Annotated in this window: 18 protein-coding genes; 9 read left to right on the forward strand and 9 right to left on the reverse strand. The window is 61.6% G+C overall.

Annotated elements, in window-relative coordinates; genetic code table 11:
- Positions 1-197 precede the first annotated feature (197 nt).
- The 6 genes from pheT to infC all read right to left on the reverse strand — a co-directional run bounded on the left by pheT (position 198) and on the right by infC (position 5,961).
- Complete coding sequence (gene pheT / locus WBQ96_RS12520; RefSeq protein WP_336550493.1) at positions 198-2,603, reverse strand: phenylalanine--tRNA ligase subunit beta; 2,406 nt, start codon at positions 2,601-2,603, stop codon at positions 198-200.
- Positions 2,604-2,625: 22 nt separating this feature from the next.
- Positions 2,626-3,723 (reverse strand): phenylalanine--tRNA ligase subunit alpha, encoded by a 1,098-nt coding sequence (gene pheS / locus WBQ96_RS12525; RefSeq protein ID WP_337035895.1) that lies wholly within the window; start codon positions 3,721-3,723, stop codon positions 2,626-2,628.
- Between the two features lie 145 nt (positions 3,724-3,868).
- Positions 3,869-4,270, reverse strand: coding sequence for a 50S ribosomal protein L20 (gene rplT, locus WBQ96_RS12530; RefSeq protein ID WP_336550491.1), 402 nt, complete (start codon positions 4,268-4,270; stop codon positions 3,869-3,871).
- Positions 4,271-4,302: 32 nt separating this feature from the next.
- Complete coding sequence (rpmI, locus tag WBQ96_RS12535; protein WP_091915627.1) at positions 4,303-4,506, reverse strand: 50S ribosomal protein L35; 204 nt, start codon at positions 4,504-4,506, stop codon at positions 4,303-4,305.
- Between the two features lie 174 nt (positions 4,507-4,680).
- The gene (locus WBQ96_RS12540) at positions 4,681-5,301 is read right to left on the reverse strand and encodes a methyltransferase family protein (RefSeq protein WP_336550490.1); all 621 of its coding nucleotides are present in this window, start codon (positions 5,299-5,301) and stop codon (positions 4,681-4,683) included.
- Positions 5,302-5,424: 123 nt separating this feature from the next.
- Positions 5,425-5,961 (reverse strand): translation initiation factor IF-3, encoded by a 537-nt coding sequence (gene infC, locus WBQ96_RS12545; RefSeq protein WP_165120274.1) that lies wholly within the window; start codon positions 5,959-5,961, stop codon positions 5,425-5,427.
- Between the two features lie 205 nt (positions 5,962-6,166).
- On the opposite strand from infC, the gene WBQ96_RS12550 reads away from it, so the two are divergent.
- From WBQ96_RS12550 to WBQ96_RS12565, 4 genes are all read left to right on the forward strand, one after another.
- A complete protein-coding gene (locus tag WBQ96_RS12550) occupies positions 6,167-6,940 on the forward strand; it encodes an alpha/beta hydrolase (RefSeq protein WP_336550489.1) in 774 nt (257 codons plus the stop codon).
- Positions 6,940-8,082, forward strand: a complete 1,143-nt coding sequence (locus WBQ96_RS12555) for a benzoate/H(+) symporter BenE family transporter (protein WP_336550488.1) — start codon at positions 6,940-6,942, stop codon at positions 8,080-8,082. The genes WBQ96_RS12550 and WBQ96_RS12555 overlap by 1 nt, the downstream gene beginning before the upstream one ends.
- 220 nt (positions 8,083-8,302) lie before the next feature.
- Complete coding sequence (locus WBQ96_RS12560) at positions 8,303-8,764, forward strand: DUF2852 domain-containing protein (RefSeq protein WP_091915635.1); 462 nt, start codon at positions 8,303-8,305, stop codon at positions 8,762-8,764.
- A gap of 152 nt (positions 8,765-8,916) precedes the next feature.
- Entirely contained in the window at positions 8,917-9,675 is a 759-nt protein-coding gene (locus WBQ96_RS12565; protein WP_336550487.1) for a M48 family metallopeptidase, read from the forward strand.
- Positions 9,676-9,706: 31 nt separating this feature from the next.
- Here the strand turns inward: WBQ96_RS12565 and WBQ96_RS12570 are convergent, their stop codons facing one another.
- On the reverse strand, positions 9,707-10,615 hold the full coding sequence (locus tag WBQ96_RS12570; protein WP_336550486.1) for a LysR family transcriptional regulator: 909 nt from the start codon (positions 10,613-10,615) through the stop codon (positions 9,707-9,709).
- Between the two features lie 302 nt (positions 10,616-10,917).
- Here WBQ96_RS12570 and WBQ96_RS12575 point away from each other — a divergent pair, with 302 nt between their 5' ends.
- The 5 genes from WBQ96_RS12575 (at position 10,918) to WBQ96_RS12595 (ending at position 16,142) form a co-directional block, all read left to right on the forward strand.
- Positions 10,918-11,577 (forward strand): phosphoribosylanthranilate isomerase, encoded by a 660-nt coding sequence (locus WBQ96_RS12575; RefSeq protein WP_336550639.1) that lies wholly within the window; start codon positions 10,918-10,920, stop codon positions 11,575-11,577.
- A 114-nt stretch (positions 11,578-11,691) separates the two neighbouring features.
- Positions 11,692-12,942, forward strand: a complete 1,251-nt coding sequence (gene trpB / locus WBQ96_RS12580) for a tryptophan synthase subunit beta (RefSeq protein WP_336550485.1) — start codon at positions 11,692-11,694, stop codon at positions 12,940-12,942.
- Between the two features lie 2 nt (positions 12,943-12,944).
- The gene (gene trpA, locus WBQ96_RS12585; RefSeq protein WP_336550484.1) at positions 12,945-13,784 is read left to right on the forward strand and encodes a tryptophan synthase subunit alpha; all 840 of its coding nucleotides are present in this window, start codon (positions 12,945-12,947) and stop codon (positions 13,782-13,784) included.
- Positions 13,785-13,820: 36 nt separating this feature from the next.
- Positions 13,821-14,747 carry an acetyl-CoA carboxylase, carboxyltransferase subunit beta gene (gene accD, locus WBQ96_RS12590; protein ID WP_336550483.1) on the forward strand — a complete coding sequence of 309 codons (927 nt, stop codon included), beginning with the start codon at positions 13,821-13,823 and terminating at the stop codon, positions 14,745-14,747.
- 63 nt (positions 14,748-14,810) lie between these two features.
- The gene (locus WBQ96_RS12595; protein WP_336550482.1) at positions 14,811-16,142 is read left to right on the forward strand and encodes a bifunctional folylpolyglutamate synthase/dihydrofolate synthase; all 1,332 of its coding nucleotides are present in this window, start codon (positions 14,811-14,813) and stop codon (positions 16,140-16,142) included.
- Positions 16,143-17,232: 1,090 nt separating this feature from the next.
- Here WBQ96_RS12595 and WBQ96_RS12600 read toward each other — a convergent pair.
- Together WBQ96_RS12600 and trxA are read right to left on the reverse strand one after the other, a co-directional pair.
- Positions 17,233-17,514, reverse strand: coding sequence for a cupin domain-containing protein (locus WBQ96_RS12600; protein ID WP_165120180.1), 282 nt, complete (start codon positions 17,512-17,514; stop codon positions 17,233-17,235).
- A gap of 139 nt (positions 17,515-17,653) precedes the next feature.
- Positions 17,654-17,977, reverse strand: coding sequence for a thioredoxin (gene trxA / locus WBQ96_RS12605; protein WP_091915651.1), 324 nt, complete (start codon positions 17,975-17,977; stop codon positions 17,654-17,656).
- Between the last annotated feature and the right edge of the window lie 8 nt (positions 17,978-17,985).

A 17,985-nucleotide genomic window follows, 5' to 3' on the forward strand; every position in this document is an offset into this window, starting at 1 on the left:
CTATGCGGGGCGAATCGAATACCCTGTGCCCCCAGCAGAGCGCTTGAGGAACTGTCGCAGCCAGAACCGAAGTCATAAAACCAACTGGACCACGCTCCCGCTTGTCGACTCGAAGTTTTCCGGCCTCAGAAGCTGAGCAGCCTATGAAGCGACAAAACTCCTCAACGAAAAACGTCTCCAACGGCGTGAGGAGCATTTCACCCCCGCAGCGCACCGCCGGTCTGCTTTTTCACATTGTCGACGATGCGGCCGGCGAGTGCCTCGAAGTCCTCGTCGGTCAGCGTCTTTTCGACCGGCTGGATCGAAACTTCGATGGCTATCGACTTCTTGCCTTCGCCCAACGAAGCGCCTTCGAAGATGTCGAAGACGGAGACGCCGGTGATCAGCTTCTTGTCCGCCGAAAGTGCGGCACGCGTCAGCGTTCCGGCTTCCACCGCCTTGTCGACGACGAAAGCAAAATCGCGCTTCACCGCCTGGAAGGCGGAAAGCTCCAGCTTCGGCTTGGTTCGGGTCGGCTTGGCCTTCGGCTCGGGGATCGCATCGACGAACACTTCGAAGCCGCAGAGCGGGCCTGACACGTCGAGCACTTCGAGCGTTTTCGGGTGGAATTCGCCGAATGTCCCGAGCACGGTCTTGGGGCCGAGCTTTATCACGCCGGAACGACCCGGATGATACCAGGACGGCGCACCCGTCTCGATCTGCAGCTTGTCGACCGGCGCGCCGCAGGCTTCCAGGGCTGCAATCGCATCGGCCTTGGCGTCGAACACTCCGACCGGGCCGGCATTGCCGCTCCAGCTGCGGCCGGAACCTTCGAGCTTCGCGGTGCCGCGGCGAATGCCGGCAGCCACCCGGCGCTGTTTTTCCGGCGTGTCGCCCTCATAGGTGCCCGACACTTCGAACAGAGCGACATCACCAAAGCCACGGTCGGCATTGCGCTGTGCAGCAGCGAGCAGGCCCGGCAGCAGCGAGGGCCGCATGTCGGACATGTCGGCGGCAATCGGATTGGCGAGCTTCAGCTCGTTCTGGCCGCCGCCGAACAGCTCGGCATGCTTTGCCGGGATGAACGACCAGGTAACGGCCTCCATCATGCCGCGCACGGCCAGCGCACGACGCGCGGCGCGGGTGCGGATCTGGAGCGTCGTCAGTATCTTGCCGTTGACGGCATCATGCGCACCGAGCGGCTGCGGCAGGATGTTGTCGACGCCGTGAATGCGCATGACCTCTTCGACCAGATCGGCCTTGCCGTCGACATCGGGCCGCCATGAAGGCACCTCGACATCGATCACCTCGCCATTGCCCAGCGGCTTGAAGCCGAGGCGGGCAAGGATATCGAGCGCTTCTGCCTTCGGAACCTCGATGCCGGTCAGCCGCTTCACTTCCGACACGGGGAAGGAAACGATCTTGGGCGTGTGGCCAGCATAGCCGGTCACGTCGATCTCGGTCGGCTCACCACCGCAGAAATCGAGCACCATGCGGGTTGCAAGCTCCAGGCCTGGAACCATGAATTCCGGATCGACGCCACGCTCGAAGCGGTAGCGCGCATCGGTGATGATGCCGAGCGTGCGGCCGGTGCGGGCGGTGGTGATCGGGTCCCACAGGGCCGATTCGATCAGCACGTCGGTGGTGTTTTCGTCGCTGCCGGTGTGCTCGCCGCCCATGACGCCAGCGATGGAATCGGCACCGCTGTCATCGGCGATGACGCACATCTCAGGCGTCAGCGTGTATTCGCGCTCGTTCAGCGCCAGCACCTTCTCGCCTTCCAGAGCCCGGCGCACGACCAGATTGCCGGCCACCTTCTTCAAGTCAAAAACATGCAGCGGTCGGCCACGATCGAAGGTGAGATAGTTGGTGATGTCGACGAGCGCATTGATGGGGCGCAGGCCAATGGCGATCAGCCGCTGCTGCAGCCATTTCGGCGAGTGGCCGTTCTTCACGCCGCGCACGAGGCGCAAGGCAAAGCCGGGGCAGAGCTCCGGTGCCTCGATCGTAACTTTGACCGGGCATGCGCCCTTGCCCACGACCGGCTCGACCGCGCCAGTCTTCAACGTGCCGAGGCCACTGGCAGCAAGATCGCGGGCTATGCCGTAAACGCCGGTCGCTTCCGGGTGGTTCGGCGTCAGGTTGATCTCGATGACCGGATCGTCCAGCTTGGCATAGGTGGCGAAAGGGGTTCCGACCGGCGCATCGGCCGGCAGGTCGATAATGCCGTTATGCTCGTCGGAAAGCTCCAGCTCACGCTCCGAGCACATCATGCCATGGCTCTCGACGCCGCGAATCTTGCCGACGGAAAGCGTGACATCGATGCCGGGCACATAGGTTCCGGGGGCTGCGAAAGCGCCGATCAGCCCGGCGCGCGCATTCGGCGCGCCGCAGACGACCTGCACAGGCTTGCCGTCGCCGATATCGACGCTCAGCACACGCAGCTTGTCGGCGTCGGGATGCTTCGCTGCCGTCAGCACCTTGGCAATGACGAAGGGTTTCAGTGCTGCCTTGTCATCGACGGATTCGACTTCGAGGCCGATCGAGGTCAAGCGTTCGACGATTTCGCCGAGCGAGGCGTCGGTCTCGAGATGGTCCTTGAGCCAGGAGAGGGTGAATTTCATTTTTCTGTCCCTTGCCGCGCGATCAGTTGCTCAACCCACCGAACAAAGTCGGCATGTCGAGCGGGCGGAAACCGTAGTGCTGGAGCCAGCGGACATCGGCGTCGAAGAAGGCGCGCAGGTCCGGCATGCCGTATTTCAGCATGGCGATGCGGTCGATGCCCATGCCCCAGGCAAAACCCTGATACTCGTCGGGATCGACCCCGCCGGCGCGCAGCACATTGGGATGAACCATGCCGCAGCCGAGGATTTCCATCCAGTCCGAGCCCTCGCCGAAGCGCACTTCACCCGGCCGCGAGCGGTCGCACTGGATGTCGACTTCCAGGCTCGGCTCGGTGAACGGGAAGAAGCTCGGGCGGAAGCGCATGTTCAGCGACGGCACTTCGAAGAAGGCCTTGCAGAACTCTTCAAGCACCCACTTCATGTTGGCGACGTTGGCCGTCTTGTCGATGACCAGCCCCTCGACCTGATGGAACATCGGCGAGTGGGTGGCGTCGGAGTCCTGCCGGTAGGTCTTGCCGGGAATGACGATGCGGATCGGCGGCTTCTGCGTTTCCATGGTGCGGATCTGCACCGGCGAGGTGTGCGTGCGCAGAACCTTGCGTTCGCCGTTGGCGTCCGGATTGAAGAAGAAGGTGTCGTGCATTTCGCGCGCCGGATGGCCTTCGGGGAAATTCAGCGCGGTGAAATTGTAGTAGTCGGTCTCGACATCCGGGCCTTCGGCGATGGCGAAGCCAAGATCGCCGAAGATCGCCGCGATCTCGTCGATGACCTGGCTAATCGGGTGGATGCGGCCGCGCTCGGCCGGCGACTGGCGCACCGGCAGCGTCACGTCCAGCTTTTCAGCGATGAGACGCGCGGTGATGGCAACATCTCGCAAATCGGCGCGGCGCTCACGGATTGCGTCGAGTATTTTGTTTTTTAGGCTGTTTAGCTGCGAACCAAAAGTTTGCCGTTGCTCGTCACTCATGCTCCCGAGCGTCTTCAACTGCTCAGAGATGATGCCCTTCTTGCCTAGTGCGCTGATACGAACGGCCTCAAGCGCCTGCTCGTCAGCGGTCGCTGCAATGTCGGCAAGAAGGGTAGTTTCGAGCGTATCCAGATCGGTGTTTGCTTCGCTCACGGTCAAACTCGCTTGCAGGGACATTCACCATTTTGGCGAATAGTCATCTTTTTGTTGAATCTTGGCTCAAAGAAAAACCCGCGCCAGCCCTGCCGGCGCGGGTTTCCCAAATCATAAAATCGAAAGCTTGGGAAGCGCGGCGGCCTTAGGCGACTGCGCTTTCAAAAGCGTTCGGGGTGGTGTTCTTCAGATATTCAAGCGCGACCTTGGCCTTGTCGACGAGCAGGACGAATGCCTGCGGCTCGTGGATAGCCATGTCGGACAGGACCTTGCGGTCGATCTCGATGCCGGCCTTGTTGAGACCGTCGATGAAGCGGCCATAGGTCAGGCCGTGCTCGCGAACGGCAGCGTTGATGCGCTGAACCCACAGGGCGCGGAAATTGCGCTTGCGGTTCTTGCGGTCGCGATAAGCATACTGCAGCGACTTCTCGACTGCCTGCTTGGCGATGCGGATGGTGTTCTTGCGACGGCCGTAGAAACCCTTGGCGGCTTTCAGGACCTTCTTATGCTTGGCGTGCGAGGTGACGCCTCTCTTTACACGTGCCATGTCATGATCTCCTTAAAAACGCTTGGCCGGGCTCAAAGGCCGTTCGGCAGAAAATTCTTGATGACCTTCTTGGCATCTGGCTCAGCGAGAACCATGGTGCCGCGGGCATCGCGAATGAACTTGTTGCTGCGCTTGATCATGCCGTGGCGCTTGCCGGCGGCAGCCGACAGAACTTTACCGGTCGCAGTGATCTTGAACCGCTTCTTGGCGGCTGATTTGGTCTTCATCTTGGGCATTTTGCTACTCCGTTCTTTGGCGCAAAATCACGCCTTATGTCGCTTCGGGCAGACCAATGCCCGAAAAGCATTAGAAACCGCCACGGCATGCCCTGCCGGACGGTTCTTGGACGCGGCCTTATAGCGATGCGCGGTCGAAAGCGCAACCGGTGAATCGCTGCCGGTGGCTTAAGGTCAATAAAGCCGCAGGAAGACCGGCAAATAACCGGCATTCTGGAGATATTCCACGAACTCGAAAAACGGATAGGCAGCCAGAAATAACAGGCCGTCCGTAAAAGTGCGGTAGAGGATCTGTGGTCGCACCGAAAGCAGTTCGCTTTCCTTGAAAAGGCTGAAGCGCGGGAAGAAGCGCGGCACCTCGCGCATATAGCGCTCGTAGGGTTCGCCGAAGGCCTGCTTCAGGTAAGCCTCTTCAACGAGGGTGACCGAATGAAACGCCAGGTAGGTGATGACCGCGAAAGCGACCGCCACCGTAATGCTGCCGGTCATCGCGCCGATGCCCGCCGCGCCGATCGCGCTGAAGACATAGAGCGGATTGCGGGTGACCGAGTAAGGACCGCCCCTGACGATCTCCGAACCTTTGCGCCCGCCGATATACATCGTGCACCAGGTGCGGCCGAGAATGGCCGTCAGGATCGCGGCACCGCCGAACATCTCGACATATTCGTGCAGGTCGTCGTCTGACACCATGGCCGACTGGACGAACAACAGAGCTGCAAAAATCACCACGACGAGTATCGCAAGGACGATGCGTCGGCGCTGCTGGTAACGGCTCAATTCGGCGGACGGGGACATGGCGGCTCTCGGAAAAGCAAAGAAGGGCGCGGCGTGCAAAGACGACGCCGTGCCCTTTCCAATCGGATCATGGCCAATTCAAGATGCGCGCTGTCCGCCATCAGGCGGACAGCGCTTGAAAGGTCAGCGCGGCGCCAGAACCATCATCATCTGGCGGCCTTCGAGTTTCGGCTCGGCCTCGACCTTGGCGATCGTGGCGACCTCTTCCCGAACCTTGTTCAGAAGCTGCATGCCGAGTTCCATGTGGGCCATTTCGCGGCCACGGAAACGCAGCGTCAGCTTGACCTTGTCGCCTTCCTCGAAGAAACGGCGAACCGCCCGCATCTTCACCTCGTAATCGTGGGTGTCGATGTTGGGGCGCATCTTGATCTCCTTGATCTCGATGATCTTCTGATGCTTGCGCGCCTCGGCCGCCTTCTTCTGGTTGGCGTATTTCAGTTTGCCGAGGTCGAGAATCTTGACGACCGGCGGCTGTGCGTTGGGGGATATCTCGACGAGATCGAGGCCTGCCTCTTCGGCGGCCAGCAGAGCATCGTTGATTGAAACGTCACCGCGATTGCTGCCATCTACATCGATGAGCTGAACCCGGGGCACCCGGATGTCGCGATTGGAGCGCGGGCCGTCTTTGGTGGGCGCCGCTGCTTTGAAGGGTCTGCGAATGGTCGTTGTCTCCTCGAACCGTTGACGTTCATTTCGTGGGTTGCGCCTATGTCGGTACGGCGCGGAGCAAGTCAATAGCACAGCAAACAGAATAAATCACCTGACTTGATATTGGCTCATCAAGCACGGCACCGACTGTGCTTTGTGGGCCTTTCCGCCGGATTCGACCTGTGTCAAAAGAGCGTCACCCGACAGGAAAGAAGACATGACCGAAACGCCACCGGACTTTCTTGACGTAGACGGCACCGCGATCGCCTTCCGTCATCTCGCTGGCAAGGAGCCCGGAATCGTCTGGCTGGGCGGCTTCCGCTCCGACATGCTCGGCACCAAGGCCGAGACGCTGAGCGACTGGGCCGAAGGTCACGGCCGCGCCTTCCTGCGGCACGATTACTCCGGCCACGGTGAGTCCGGCGGCGCCTTCGCAGACGGCACGATCTCCAAATGGCTTGCCGAGAGCCTCGCCGTGTTCCGGAAGTTTACGCATGGCCGGCAAATCCTCGTCGGGTCGTCCATGGGCGCGTGGATCGCGCTGCGGATGGTCGAGGAATTGCTCAAGGCAGGCGAAGGCGATCGCATTGGCGGGCTGGTGCTGCTGGCGCCGGCGCCCGACTTCGTCTCCGAACTGATGGAACCGCAGCTCAGCGAGGCGCAACGCCGCGATCTCAGGGAAAAAGGGTTTTTCGAGGAGCCGTCCGAATATTCGCCGGAACCCAATGTCTACACGCGGGCGCTGTTCGAAGATGGGCGAAAAAACCTGGTAATGACCGGGCCGATCGACACGCATTGTCCGATCCACATCCTGCAGGGCCTGGCCGACCCGGACGTGCCGCACAGCCACGCTTTAAAGCTAGTCTCGTGCCTGCCTGCCGACGACGTGACGCTGTCGCTCATACCGGAGGGCGACCACCGCCTGTCGCGACCGCAGGACCTCGACATGCTTTTGCGCGCAGTCGAAGCCATCAGCACGCAGGTGGGATGATGCGGCTTTCCATTCCGATATCGGCTTTCGTCGCGGCAATCGTCGGTTTTGGCGGCACGCTGGCGCTGATCATCGCTGCCGCCGATGCGGTCGGCGCATCGCGCGAGCAGACGGCAAGCTGGGTCACCGCGATCTGCCTGGCCATGGCGTTCGAAACAGCCTGGCTGAGCTGGCAAACCAAAATGCCGGTCATCTCGGCATGGTCGACGCCGGGGGCAGCGCTGATCGCTGCAAGTTCCGGGTTCAACATGAATGATGCCGTCGGTGCTTTCATCGTCACGGCGGCTCTTCTGATCATCACCGGCCTGTTCAAGCCGCTGACGCGGCTCATCGCGAAAATCCCCGCCTCGGTCGCCTCGGGAATGCTCGGCGGCATTGTCGTCACTTTCGCGATCAATGCGGTGAAGACGGTTCCGGTCGACCCCATCCTCATCCTGCCGCTGATCGCGGCGTTCTTCATCATCCGGGTGTTCAATCCGGCGCTTTCGGTGCTGGCGGTGCTGGTTGGCGGCGGTGCGATCGCCTTTTTGACCGGCCGCGTCGGCGGGCTGCCCACGCCCGAGCTTTCAACGCTGACATTGATCAGCCCGTCCTTCTCGCCAGCCGTCATCGTCGGGCTGGCGATACCGCTCTATCTCGTGACGATGGCCTCGCAGAACCTCTCCGGCCTCGCCGTGCTGCGCGCTGCCGGTTACGATCCGAACCCCGGGCCGCTGATTTCCGTGACAGGATTATTCTCGCTGCTGACGGCCCCCTTCGGCGCGCTGACCACCAATCTGGCGGCAATCTCCGCAGCAATCTGCACCGGGCCGGACGTTCATCCCGATCCGGCCGAGCGCTGGAAGACCGGACCGTTCTACGCGCTCGCCTATCTCGTCTTCGCCATCTTCGGAGCTTCGCTGGTGGCGATCTTCGCCGTGCTGCCGCAGAGCCTGATCGTGCTGGTCGCCGGTCTTGCACTGATGGCGCCGCTTGCCAATGCGCTGTCGATCGCGCTGAAGGATGAGGGCGAACGGATGGCGGCAACGACCGCCTTTGCGGTGACCGCTTCAGGGCTGACGCTTTTCGGCATCGGCGCCGCATTCTGGGGTCTGGTTGCCGGAATGATCGTGCTCGCGCTCGATTTTCTCAAAAAACGCTGACGCATAACCCAAAAAGTCGGAATCAATTCCTCGGAAAGAATTATTCGTAGATTCAAAGTATTACAGCATCCATTGGGCGTTCAACTCCCCTTCGGCGCTGTAATTTTTCCAAAAGCTTGTCCGGTTTTCAACAAAACCGTCTTGAATAGCCATTTTTCCGTTCCCATTTCGAATTGAAGCAGCCGGATCGGCTGCCTCCAACTGAAGGAACCGGAGAAACATGAACACGACTGCACTGATCCGTCCGGCATGGACGCCGGCGACCATCGCGTTGATGGTGATCGGCTTCATGGTGTTCTGGCCGCTTGGCCTCGCCATGCTTGCCTACATCATCTGGGGCGATCGGCTTGAAGGCTTCAAGCGCGACGTAAACCGCGCAACCGACGGCATCTTCGCCGGCTGCCGCCGCGGCTCCGACAAGGCTGCCCGCTGGGGCAAGGGCTCCTACACGCCCACCGGCAACGTCGCCTTCGACGACTGGCGCGAGAAGGAACTCGAGCGCCTTGCCGAAGAGCGCCGCAAGCTCGACGAGACGCTGGCCCAGTTCGACGACTATGCCCGCGAACTGCGCCGCGCCAAGGACCAGGAAGAATTCGACCGCTTCATGGCCAACCGCAACAAGTCGACCGCGCCGACGACCACCAAGCGCGGCGGCAAGTCCGGCCTGCTCGACGAAGCGTAAGGCTCTCTCCTGACAAGAAGTTCAAACGGCGTCGCATTCGCGGCGCCGTTTTCCTTTATACCTCTGCCGCTCCTCCCGACCAAAATTCCGCCCGAAAGACCTGTGCTTTTCAGGTAGAATTCCTTCCATCGCGAATCACGTACCGTCACCTGATGCCCTTCGGTTTCCTGAAAAAATTGCAGGCCCGCCCCGTAGCTTCGGTGCTTGAGCGGGAGCATGTCGTCGCCGGCCGCACGCTGCCGCTACGCATCGTCGAGAACGATCGCGCGCGGCGGCTGACTCTGCGCATCGATTCAGGCGGCCGCGGCCTGCGCATCACCGTACCGCCGGGCCTGGCACGCGGCGAGGTCGACCGCTTCCTGCACCGGCATCAGGGCTGGCTGGAACAGCGTCTGGCCAAAGTGCCAGATCGCCCGCAGGTGCGGCCGGGTATAAAAATCCCCGTCCGCGGCGTGCCGCATCTGATCGTGCATGAGCCGGGCAAGCGCGGCACGGTAGTGGTTTCGCATGACGATAGCGGCCCGACGCTGGTCGTGCATGGCGACCGGCTTCATCTGCCGCGGCGCATCGCCGATTTCCTCAAGCGCGAGGCCAAGCGCGACATCGAGCAATTGGTGGCGAAGCACGCGACGGCGGCGGGCCGCAAGGCCAAGGCGATCCGCTTTCGCGACACGTCGAGCCGCTGGGGCTCCTGCACGTCCGACGGAACACTCTCCTTTTCATGGCGCATCATGATGGCGCCGGCGCCGGTGATAAACTATCTCGTCGCGCACGAAGTGGCGCATCTGCGCGAGATGAACCACGGCCCGAAATTCTGGAAGCTCTGCGAGGAGCTTTGCCCCGATACCGAGCGCTGCAAGGCCTGGCTGAAGCGCAATGGCGGCGCACTTCAGGCGATCATGTTCGAGTGAGCGAATACGAATATGAGGGGCGATCGGCCCGTCAGGCCGTTACGTCAGCGTTGTTCGCTGCCTTCAGCCACTCTTCCATAAAATCGAGAAACGCCTGAACACGCGGGGCGTGAAAGCGGCCCTTCGGCATCAGCACCCAGAGCGAGATCGTATCCGAGCGATTTGTGTCAGTCAGGATTTCAAGCAGCCGACCCTCGCGGACAGCCTGTCCCACCACAAAATCGGCCAGGCGAACGATACCTTGGCCCGCAATAGCCATATCAAACAGCATGCCGACATTGTCGCAGGAAAAGGTTCCTTTTGGCTGGAACCGCACGAGGCCGCTTTCGGCCGCGAGCGGCCAGGTCGTGGGCGACTGGCTCAACAACGCAATACAGTTATGTTTCTCCAGGTCGGCAGCCGAAAGCGGCGTCCCTGCCCTTTCCAGATAGGATGGAGCGGCGCAAATAAGCCGACGCCCTTCCGCCAACTTGCGAACGACCAGATCGGACCCCGCTGACGGGCTGCCCCGAATGACGATGTCAACCTGCTCGGCAACAGGATCGATGAGGCGGTCAGTCAGAGTGAGGTCCACCGAAACCTCGGGATAGCGATGCAGGAACGCCGGAACTGCATGCAGCAAGGTTTGTCGGGCAAAACCGGTGCTGGAGTTGATGCGCAAGCGACCTTTCGGCTGGCTACGGGCGGAGGAGACATCAGTCTCGGTGCGGCCAATAAGTTCGAGGATTTCGCGCGCCCGCTCAAGATAGAGCGAGCCTTCCGATGTCGGAGCCAACCTTCTCGTCGTGCGCGTCAGGAGCCGCACGCCGAGCCGGTCTTCGAGACGCGAGATCAACTTCGATAGGGCTGATGGCGTGACGCGCAAATCCTCAGCCGCCTTGGCGAAGGAACCGAGGTCCACGATGCGCACGAAGGCATTCATATCGTCTGATACGGCCATATTCATGATTTCCAGTCATGAGTGAAGTCACTATGTAACTGATTATCTAGCGTTCTGGAAATGATATCCGAACTGCATGACTTCTCCCCTGGAGACCGCCATGCGTCGCGATACTGAAATACTGCAACCTCCCGGCCCGGAACCGTTGGCAGCAATCGACTATGACCACATTCGAGCAATCGCCGTGATAGAGCGTCGCAAGGCCATCTACGCTTTTCCGAGCGTCGTTTACGGCTGGACCAAGTCAGTATTTCAAAGGCTATTCTCGACTCTTCGATCTTTTCGTGGCAATTCCCCCGGCCATGGCGCTCGACATCAAAATCTGTGGCCTGAAGACCGATGAGGCCCTTGCTGCCGCCCTTGCCGGCGCCGCGAGCCATGTCGGCTTTATTTTCTTCCAGAAGAGCCCGCGAAACATCGATCCGATCGAAGCCGGACGGCTGCGTGAAACCGCGCGCGGGCGTGCCAAGGCGGTCGCGGTGACCGTCGATGCGGACGACGAGACGCTCGACCATATCGTCGCTTCGATGTCGCCCGACATGCTGCAGCTTCACGGCCACGAGACGGTCGAGCGCGTGGCCGAGGTCAAGGCGCGCTATGGCCTGCCGGTGATGAAGGCTTTTGCCATTCGCGAGGCAGCCGATCTCGACGCAATTGCTCCTTACGTCAGCGTTGCCGACCGCTTCCTGTTCGATGCCAAGCCCCCAGTGGGATCGGAGCTGCCGGGCGGCAACGGGGTTTCCTTCGACTGGCGCCTGCTTGCGGGCCTCGAGGGCCAGATCGACTACATGCTTTCCGGCGGCCTCAACGCCGCCAATATCGGCGAGGCCCTGCGTCTTACGAACCCGCCCGGCATCGACATATCGTCCGGCGTGGAAAGCACTCCCGGCGTCAAGGATGTGGCGCTGATCGACGGTTTCTTTCGGGCCGTGCAGGCGGCGACAGATAATCGCGCCGCCTGACGATGTGCAGAGAGCAGTTTACATTTAGCCCCCGAAAGGCTTAAGGCTCGGCAAGATCGCGCAAGGGCAGGAAAAAGGCTGTCCTGCCGTCGCCCGGACCAACAGGATAGTGCAATGAACAAGCCGGCAGAGCCCAATTCCTTCCGCACCGGACCCGACGAACAGGGCATGTTCGGCATTTTCGGTGGCCGTTTCGTCGCCGAGACGTTGATGCCGCTCATCCTCGACCTGGAACGGCACTGGAACGAGGCCAAGAACGATCCCGCTTTCAAGGCTGAACTTGAGAACCTCTCGACCCATTATGCCGGGCGGCCGTCAAAACTCTATTTCGCCGAAGGCCTGACCAAGCATCTTCGTGACGTTTCCTCGGCGAAGGGCCTCGGGGGCGGCGCAAAGATTTATTTCAAGCGTGAAGACCTGAACCACACCGGCAGCCACAAGATCAACAACTGCCTCGGCCAGATCCTGCTTGCCAAGCGCATGGGCAAGACGCGCATCATCGCCGAGACCGGCGCCGGCCAGCACGGTGTTGCCTCCGCGACCGTGGCGGCACGTTTCGGCTTTCCCTGCATCGTCTACATGGGCGCCACCGACGTCGAGCGCCAAAGCCCCAACGTGTTCCGCATGAAGCTGCTCGGCGCCAAAGTGCGGCCGGTCAGCGCCGGCCATGGCACGCTGAAGGACGCCATGAACGAGGCGCTGCGCGACTGGGTGACCAATGTCCACGACACCTATTACCTGATCGGCACGGCAGCCGGCCCGCATCCCTATCCGGAACTGGTGCGCGATTTCCAGTCGGTGATCGGCACGGAAGCCCGCGCCCAGATCCTCGAGCAGGAAGGCCGCCTGCCCGACGTGATCGTCGCTGCCGTCGGCGGTGGCTCCAACGCCATCGGCCTGTTCCATCCTTTCCTCGACGACCGCAACGTCAAGATCGTCGGCATCGAAGCCGGTGGACGCGGCCTTGACGGCATCGAGCATTGCGCCTCGATGAATGCCGGCAGGCCGGGCGTGCTGCATGGCAACCGCACCTATCTCCTGCAGAACGACGACGGCCAGATACTCGACGGCCATTCGATCTCGGCCGGCCTCGACTATCCCGGCGTCGGGCCGGAGCATAGCTGGCTGCGCGACAGCGGCCGCGTCGAATATGTGCCGATCCTCGACAACGAGGCGCTGGAGGCATTCCAGCTCACCACCCGCGTCGAAGGCATCATCCCGGCGCTGGAATCTGCGCATGCGATTGCCCATGCGGTGAAGGTCGCGCCGACGATGGGCAAGGACCAGGTCATGATCGTCAATCTTTCGGGCCGTGGCGACAAGGACGTCCACACCGTCGCCAAGATGCTCGGAATGGAGATCTGACCATGAGCACCCGCATCGAACGCCGCTTCGACAAACTCAAGGCCGAAGGCCGTCCCGCGCTCGTCACCTATTTCATGGGCGGCGACCCGGACTACGAAACGTCGCTGTCCATCATGAAGGCGCTGCCCAAGGCCGGCAGCGACGTGATCGAGCTTGGCATGCCGTTTTCCGATCCGATGGCCGATGGCCCGGCGATCCAGGCCGCCGGCCTGCGTGCCCTGAAGGCCGGCCAGACGCTGAACAAGACGCTGCAGATGGCGCGCGAGTTTCGCGCCACCGACAATGAAACGCCGATCGTGCTGATGGGCTATTACAATCCGATCTACATCCACGGTGTCGACCGTTTCCTTGCCGATGCCATCGATGCCGGCATAGACGGGCTGATCGTGGTCGACCTGCCGCCGGAAATGGATGAAGAGCTGTGCGTGCCGGCGATCAAGGCCGGCATCAACTTCATCCGGCTGGCAACGCCGACCACCGACGACAAGCGCCTGCCCAAGGTTTTGGAAAACACCTCCGGCTTCGTCTACTACGTGTCGATGACCGGCATCACCGGCTCGGCGCTGGCCGACACGTCCAAGGTCGCCGAGGCAGTCACCCGCATCAAGGGCCATACCAGCCTGCCGGTCTGTGTCGGCTTCGGCGTGAAGACCGCCGAGCAGGCGCGAGTCATCGGCGCGTCTGCGGATGGCGTCGTTGTCGGCACGGCGATCGTCAACGCGGTCGCCAATGTCATCGGCCCGAAGGGCGAGATGACGGCCAACCCGGCTGAAGCGGTTGCCACGCTGGTCAACGGCCTGGCGCAAGGCGTTCGTTCCGCCCGCCTTGCTGCTGCCCAATAAAGTACCCATGTCTTTGACATCACAGGAATGGATGCCATGAACTGGATCACCAATTACGTCCGCCCGAAGATCAACTCGATGCTTGGCCGGCGCGAAATGCCGGAAAATCTCTGGATCAAGGATCCGGAGAGCGGCGAGATGGTCTTTCACAAGGACCTCGAGAGCAACCAGTTCGTCATCCCGTCATCCGGCCATCACATGAAGATTTCGGCGCGCGAGCGGCTGAAATTCTTCTTCGACAATGGCGCCTTCGAGACGCTTGAAAACCCGAAGGTGATGACCGACCCGCTGAAATTCCGCGACGAGAAGCGCTATGTAGACCGGCTCAAGGACGCCAAGGCCAAGACCGGCCTGGAAGACGCGATCCTGAACGCGCTCGGCACGATCGAGGGCCTACCCGTGGTCGCTACCGTGCAGGATTTCGCCTTCATGGGCGGCTCGCTCGGCATGGCTGCCGGCGACGCGATCATCCATGCTTTCGAGACGGCGGTCGAAAAGCGCCGCCCGATGATCCTGTTTGCTGCCTCCGGCGGCGCGCGCATGCAGGAAGGCATCCTGTCGCTGATGCAACTGCCGCGTACGACGGTCGCGCTCGACCGCCTCAAAGAGGCGGGCCTGCCCTATATCGTCGTCCTGACCAATCCGACGACCGGCGGCGTGACCGCTTCCTACGCGATGCTGGGCGATGTCCACATTGCCGAGCCGGGCGCGCTGATCGGCTTTGCCGGGCCGCGCGTCATCGAGCAGACCATCCGCGAAAAACTGCCGGACGGCTTCCAGCGCGCCGAATATCTGATGGACCACGGCATGGTCGACATGGTCGTCTCGCGGCTGGAGCTGAAATCGACCATCGCCCGCCTGCTTAAAATCCTGATGAAGACGCCGGACGCTGCCAAACCGGAAAAGTCGGAAATCGTGCCGGCACCCGTCGTCGTGACGACTGAGGCGCGTCCTCAGGCCTGATAGAGTCGAAGGCGGGGGTCCAAAAAATTCCCGCCCACGACTTCTGCTCCCGGAGGAGCCTTCATGTCCACTCTGCTCGCCGATCGCGAAATCGAGCGCCTGATGACGCTGCACCCGAAAGGTTTCGATCTTTCGCTGGACCGGGTCTCGCGCCTGCTCGGCCGTCTCGGCAATCCTCAGGACAGACTGCCGCCGGTGATCCATATCGCCGGCACCAACGGCAAGGGCTCGGCCGCCGCCTTCTCGCGCGCTTTGCTCGAGGCGGCGGGCTACCGCGTGCATGTCCATACCTCGCCGCATCTGGTCAACTGGCACGAGCGCTATAGGCTGGCGGCAGATGGCGGCGGCAAATTCGTTTCCGACGATGTGCTGGCCGACACCATCACGCGCGTTGCCGAGGCCAATCGCGGCGAGACCATTACCGTCTTCGAAATCCTGACGGCGGTAACGTTCCTGCTGTTTGCCGAACATCCGGCCGATGCGGCGATCATCGAGGTAGGCCTTGGCGGCCGCTTCGACGCGACGAATGTCATACGCAAACCGGCCGTCTCCCTGATCATGCCGGTGTCGCTCGATCACGAAGCCTATCTCGGCGACCGGGTGGAACTTATCGCTGCCGAAAAGGCCGGCATCATCAAGCCGGGCTGCCCGGTGGTCGTCGGCGCGCAGGAGAACGCGACCGCGCAGGACGTGATCGTGGAGACGGCGGATCGCCTGGGCTGTCCGGTTCAGGTCTATGGCCAGGAGTTCCTGGCCGCCGAAGAGCATGGCCGTTTGATCTACCAGGACCAGACCGGCCTGATGGATCTTTCGCCGCCGCGCCTGCCCGGCCGCCATCAATACGCCAACGCGGCAGCCGCAATCGCAGCGGTCAAGACGGCCGGTTTCGAGATCAGCGAAGCAGCGGCGAACAAGGCGATGACTACCGTGTCCTGGCCCGGCCGCATGCAACGCCTTACGCAGGGCGCGCTTGTCGACCTGGCACCCATCGGGGCGGATATCTGGCTCGACGGCGGTCACAATCCGGGCGCCGGCGTGGTCATCGCCGAAGCGCTGGCCGAGCAGGAGGAAAAGCTTGCGCGGCCGCTGTTTCTCATCTGCGGCATGATCAACACCAAGGACCAGACCGGCTATTTCCGCGCCTTCCACGGTATCGCCCGTCACGTCTACACGGTGCCGGTCAGCCTCAGCGAAGCGGGCGTGCCGAATGGCGAACTCGCCGCGCGCGCCAACGAGGCCGGACTTTCAGCAGAGCCGGTCAGTTCCGTTGCCAACGCGCTGATGCTGCTGCGCGATACCTGGGGCGAAAAGGAAGCACCTCCACGCATCCTGATCGGCGGCTCGCTTTATCTCGCGGGGGCTGTTCTTGCAGAGAATGGCACGCCGCCGGTGTGAAGCCTGCATTTCCCTCCCCCTTGAGGTGAGGGTGGCGGCGAAGCCGCCGGGTGGGGTCGTTGCGGCAGCGCTCGACGTTTCTTTGCGCCGAGCGCGATCGCAACCGCCGCACTCCGTCCAACACCCCCCTCTGGCCTGCCGGCCATCTCCCCCGCAAGGAGGGAGATCAGCCGGCCGCTTGGCTTTCGCCAATCCTCAACGTTGCAGAACTGGCGGCCAGGCTGATGATAGCTAATCTCCCTCCTTGCGGGGGAGATGGCCGGCAGGCCAGAGGGGGGTGCTCCAGAGAGCACACACTTTTCCATCGCCACGCCCGCATTTCCGCGTCTGGCCATTGTCAAAGAACTGGGAAGACGGGCGGTCGTTGGATCGCTCGTTTATTGTATTTATCTGCGGTCCTTCGACCGCCCGTTCAGTGCTCTTGTCCCGCTCAGTCGCCTCCACATTCGCGTGGCCAGCCGCCGCCAAGACCCGGACTTAGGGGCTCATCACCCAGCAGCGCTACCGTCGCGCCACCAGCCCGGACACCGCCGCCCTCCACGCTCATCCGGTTCATGACCCGTGTTCCCGCTGAGGACGATGGAGGAATTATGCGGGAGGCGGAAAGGATGGGGATAAATCGGGTGTGAAAAAATATGTGGTATGAATGAAAACAATGGGATGGATGGAAATTGGCTAAGAATCTTTCCACACTTTCCGCCAGTTTCACCTTCGACTGTTCTGCACCGCAGAACATTTCATCGAGGTTCCGGCATGGATCCCCGGGTTCCTACACCTCACTTCGTTCGGCTCCGGCCCCGAGGATGACGAACTGCAGGTTAGGCCTTCGCTAATCGTCAACGCTGGTTCCACAGCCACATCTGAAGCTTTGAAACAACGTTTGCGATTAGCGGTGGCGCTCCTCCCCTCGTCATTCTCGACCTCGTGAGCGAGGAACGAGCGGAGAATGTCGGGAATCCATGCCTCGGCATCGACGGCATGAGAAACCGTGCAGGATGCGGTTCGCGTGAAGCACACGATGCCGGAAAGTTGGGCCGAAGGTCCGATCCAGTTTCAGGAGCCAACAGACGGGAGATCACCAGTCTGACGCCTACTTCAGCTCGATCTCAATGAAGGCGTATTCGCCGTCATTGGCGTTGATGACGTCGTGCTCGACGCCTTCGGAGCGGAAATAGGGGACGCCCTGTTTCATCTCGGCAAAGGATTCGCCATCCTTGGTGAGCAGTTTCACCTTGCCGTCCATCAGCGGCACGACGACGTAGTCGTGGCCATGGCGGTGCCAGCCCGTATTGGCGCCCGGCGCAAAGCGCCATTCGGTGACGATGACGCGCTCATTGTCGACGAAGACAGTTGGCTTGGCGGATCCTGACATTTTTTCTGCTCCTCTGTTCGCCTGAAGCGATCAGGGGATGAAAAAGAGCCCTGCGAGAAGAGCCAGCTGGAAAATTCCGACAGCCAACAAAAAGCCCGGCACGATGGCCGGGCTTCTCGAATTCCGTGGTTCCAGACGATCAGGCGACGTTGCCGCCGATCCAGTGCGAAAGTGCGGTCTTGGGCAGCGCGCCGACCTTGATGTCGGCCACTTCACCGCCCTTGAAGATCATCAGGGTCGGGATGGAGCGCACGCCGAACTGGGCAGCGATTTCCGGATTCTCGTCGATATTGAGCTTGGTGATCTTCACCTTGCCGGCGAGTTCGGTCGAAATTTCCTCGAGCGACGGGCCGATCATCTTGCAGGGGCCGCACCATTCCGCCCAGAAATCGACGACGACGGGACCCGAAGCGTCCAGCACGTCAGACTGAAAATTGCTCTTGTCGACCTTGACTGTGGCCATGATGAAAT

The sequence above is a fragment of the Mesorhizobium sp. CCNWLY176 genome (assembly GCF_037153935.1).
GTDB classification, from domain to species: domain Bacteria; phylum Pseudomonadota; class Alphaproteobacteria; order Rhizobiales; family Rhizobiaceae; genus Mesorhizobium_M; species Mesorhizobium_M zhangyense.

Excerpts from the sequence above, each read along its gene's own strand:
- pheT (WP_336550493.1), bottom strand. The coding sequence starts at position 2,603 with ATGAAATTCACCCTCTCCTGGCTCAAGGACCATCTCGAGACCGACGCC.
- rplT (WP_336550491.1), bottom strand. The coding sequence starts at position 4,270 with ATGGCACGTGTAAAGAGAGGCGTCACCTCGCACGCCAAGCATAAGAAG.
- rpmI (WP_091915627.1), bottom strand. The coding sequence starts at position 4,506 with ATGCCCAAGATGAAGACCAAATCAGCCGCCAAGAAGCGGTTCAAGATC.
- WBQ96_RS12540 (WP_336550490.1), bottom strand. The coding sequence starts at position 5,301 with ATGTCCCCGTCCGCCGAATTGAGCCGTTACCAGCAGCGCCGACGCATC.
- WBQ96_RS12550 (WP_336550489.1), top strand. The coding sequence starts at position 6,167 with ATGACCGAAACGCCACCGGACTTTCTTGACGTAGACGGCACCGCGATC.
- WBQ96_RS12555 (WP_336550488.1), top strand. The coding sequence starts at position 6,940 with ATGCGGCTTTCCATTCCGATATCGGCTTTCGTCGCGGCAATCGTCGGT.
- WBQ96_RS12560 (WP_091915635.1), top strand. The coding sequence starts at position 8,303 with ATGAACACGACTGCACTGATCCGTCCGGCATGGACGCCGGCGACCATC.
- WBQ96_RS12565 (WP_336550487.1), top strand. The coding sequence starts at position 8,917 with ATGCCCTTCGGTTTCCTGAAAAAATTGCAGGCCCGCCCCGTAGCTTCG.
- WBQ96_RS12570 (WP_336550486.1), bottom strand. The coding sequence starts at position 10,615 with ATGGCCGTATCAGACGATATGAATGCCTTCGTGCGCATCGTGGACCTC.
- WBQ96_RS12575 (WP_336550639.1), top strand. The coding sequence starts at position 10,918 with ATGGCGCTCGACATCAAAATCTGTGGCCTGAAGACCGATGAGGCCCTT.
- trpB (WP_336550485.1), top strand. The coding sequence starts at position 11,692 with ATGAACAAGCCGGCAGAGCCCAATTCCTTCCGCACCGGACCCGACGAA.
- trpA (WP_336550484.1), top strand. The coding sequence starts at position 12,945 with ATGAGCACCCGCATCGAACGCCGCTTCGACAAACTCAAGGCCGAAGGC.
- accD (WP_336550483.1), top strand. The coding sequence starts at position 13,821 with ATGAACTGGATCACCAATTACGTCCGCCCGAAGATCAACTCGATGCTT.
- WBQ96_RS12595 (WP_336550482.1), top strand. The coding sequence starts at position 14,811 with ATGTCCACTCTGCTCGCCGATCGCGAAATCGAGCGCCTGATGACGCTG.
- WBQ96_RS12600 (WP_165120180.1), bottom strand. The coding sequence starts at position 17,514 with ATGTCAGGATCCGCCAAGCCAACTGTCTTCGTCGACAATGAGCGCGTC.
- trxA (WP_091915651.1), bottom strand. The coding sequence starts at position 17,977 with ATGGCCACAGTCAAGGTCGACAAGAGCAATTTTCAGTCTGACGTGCTG.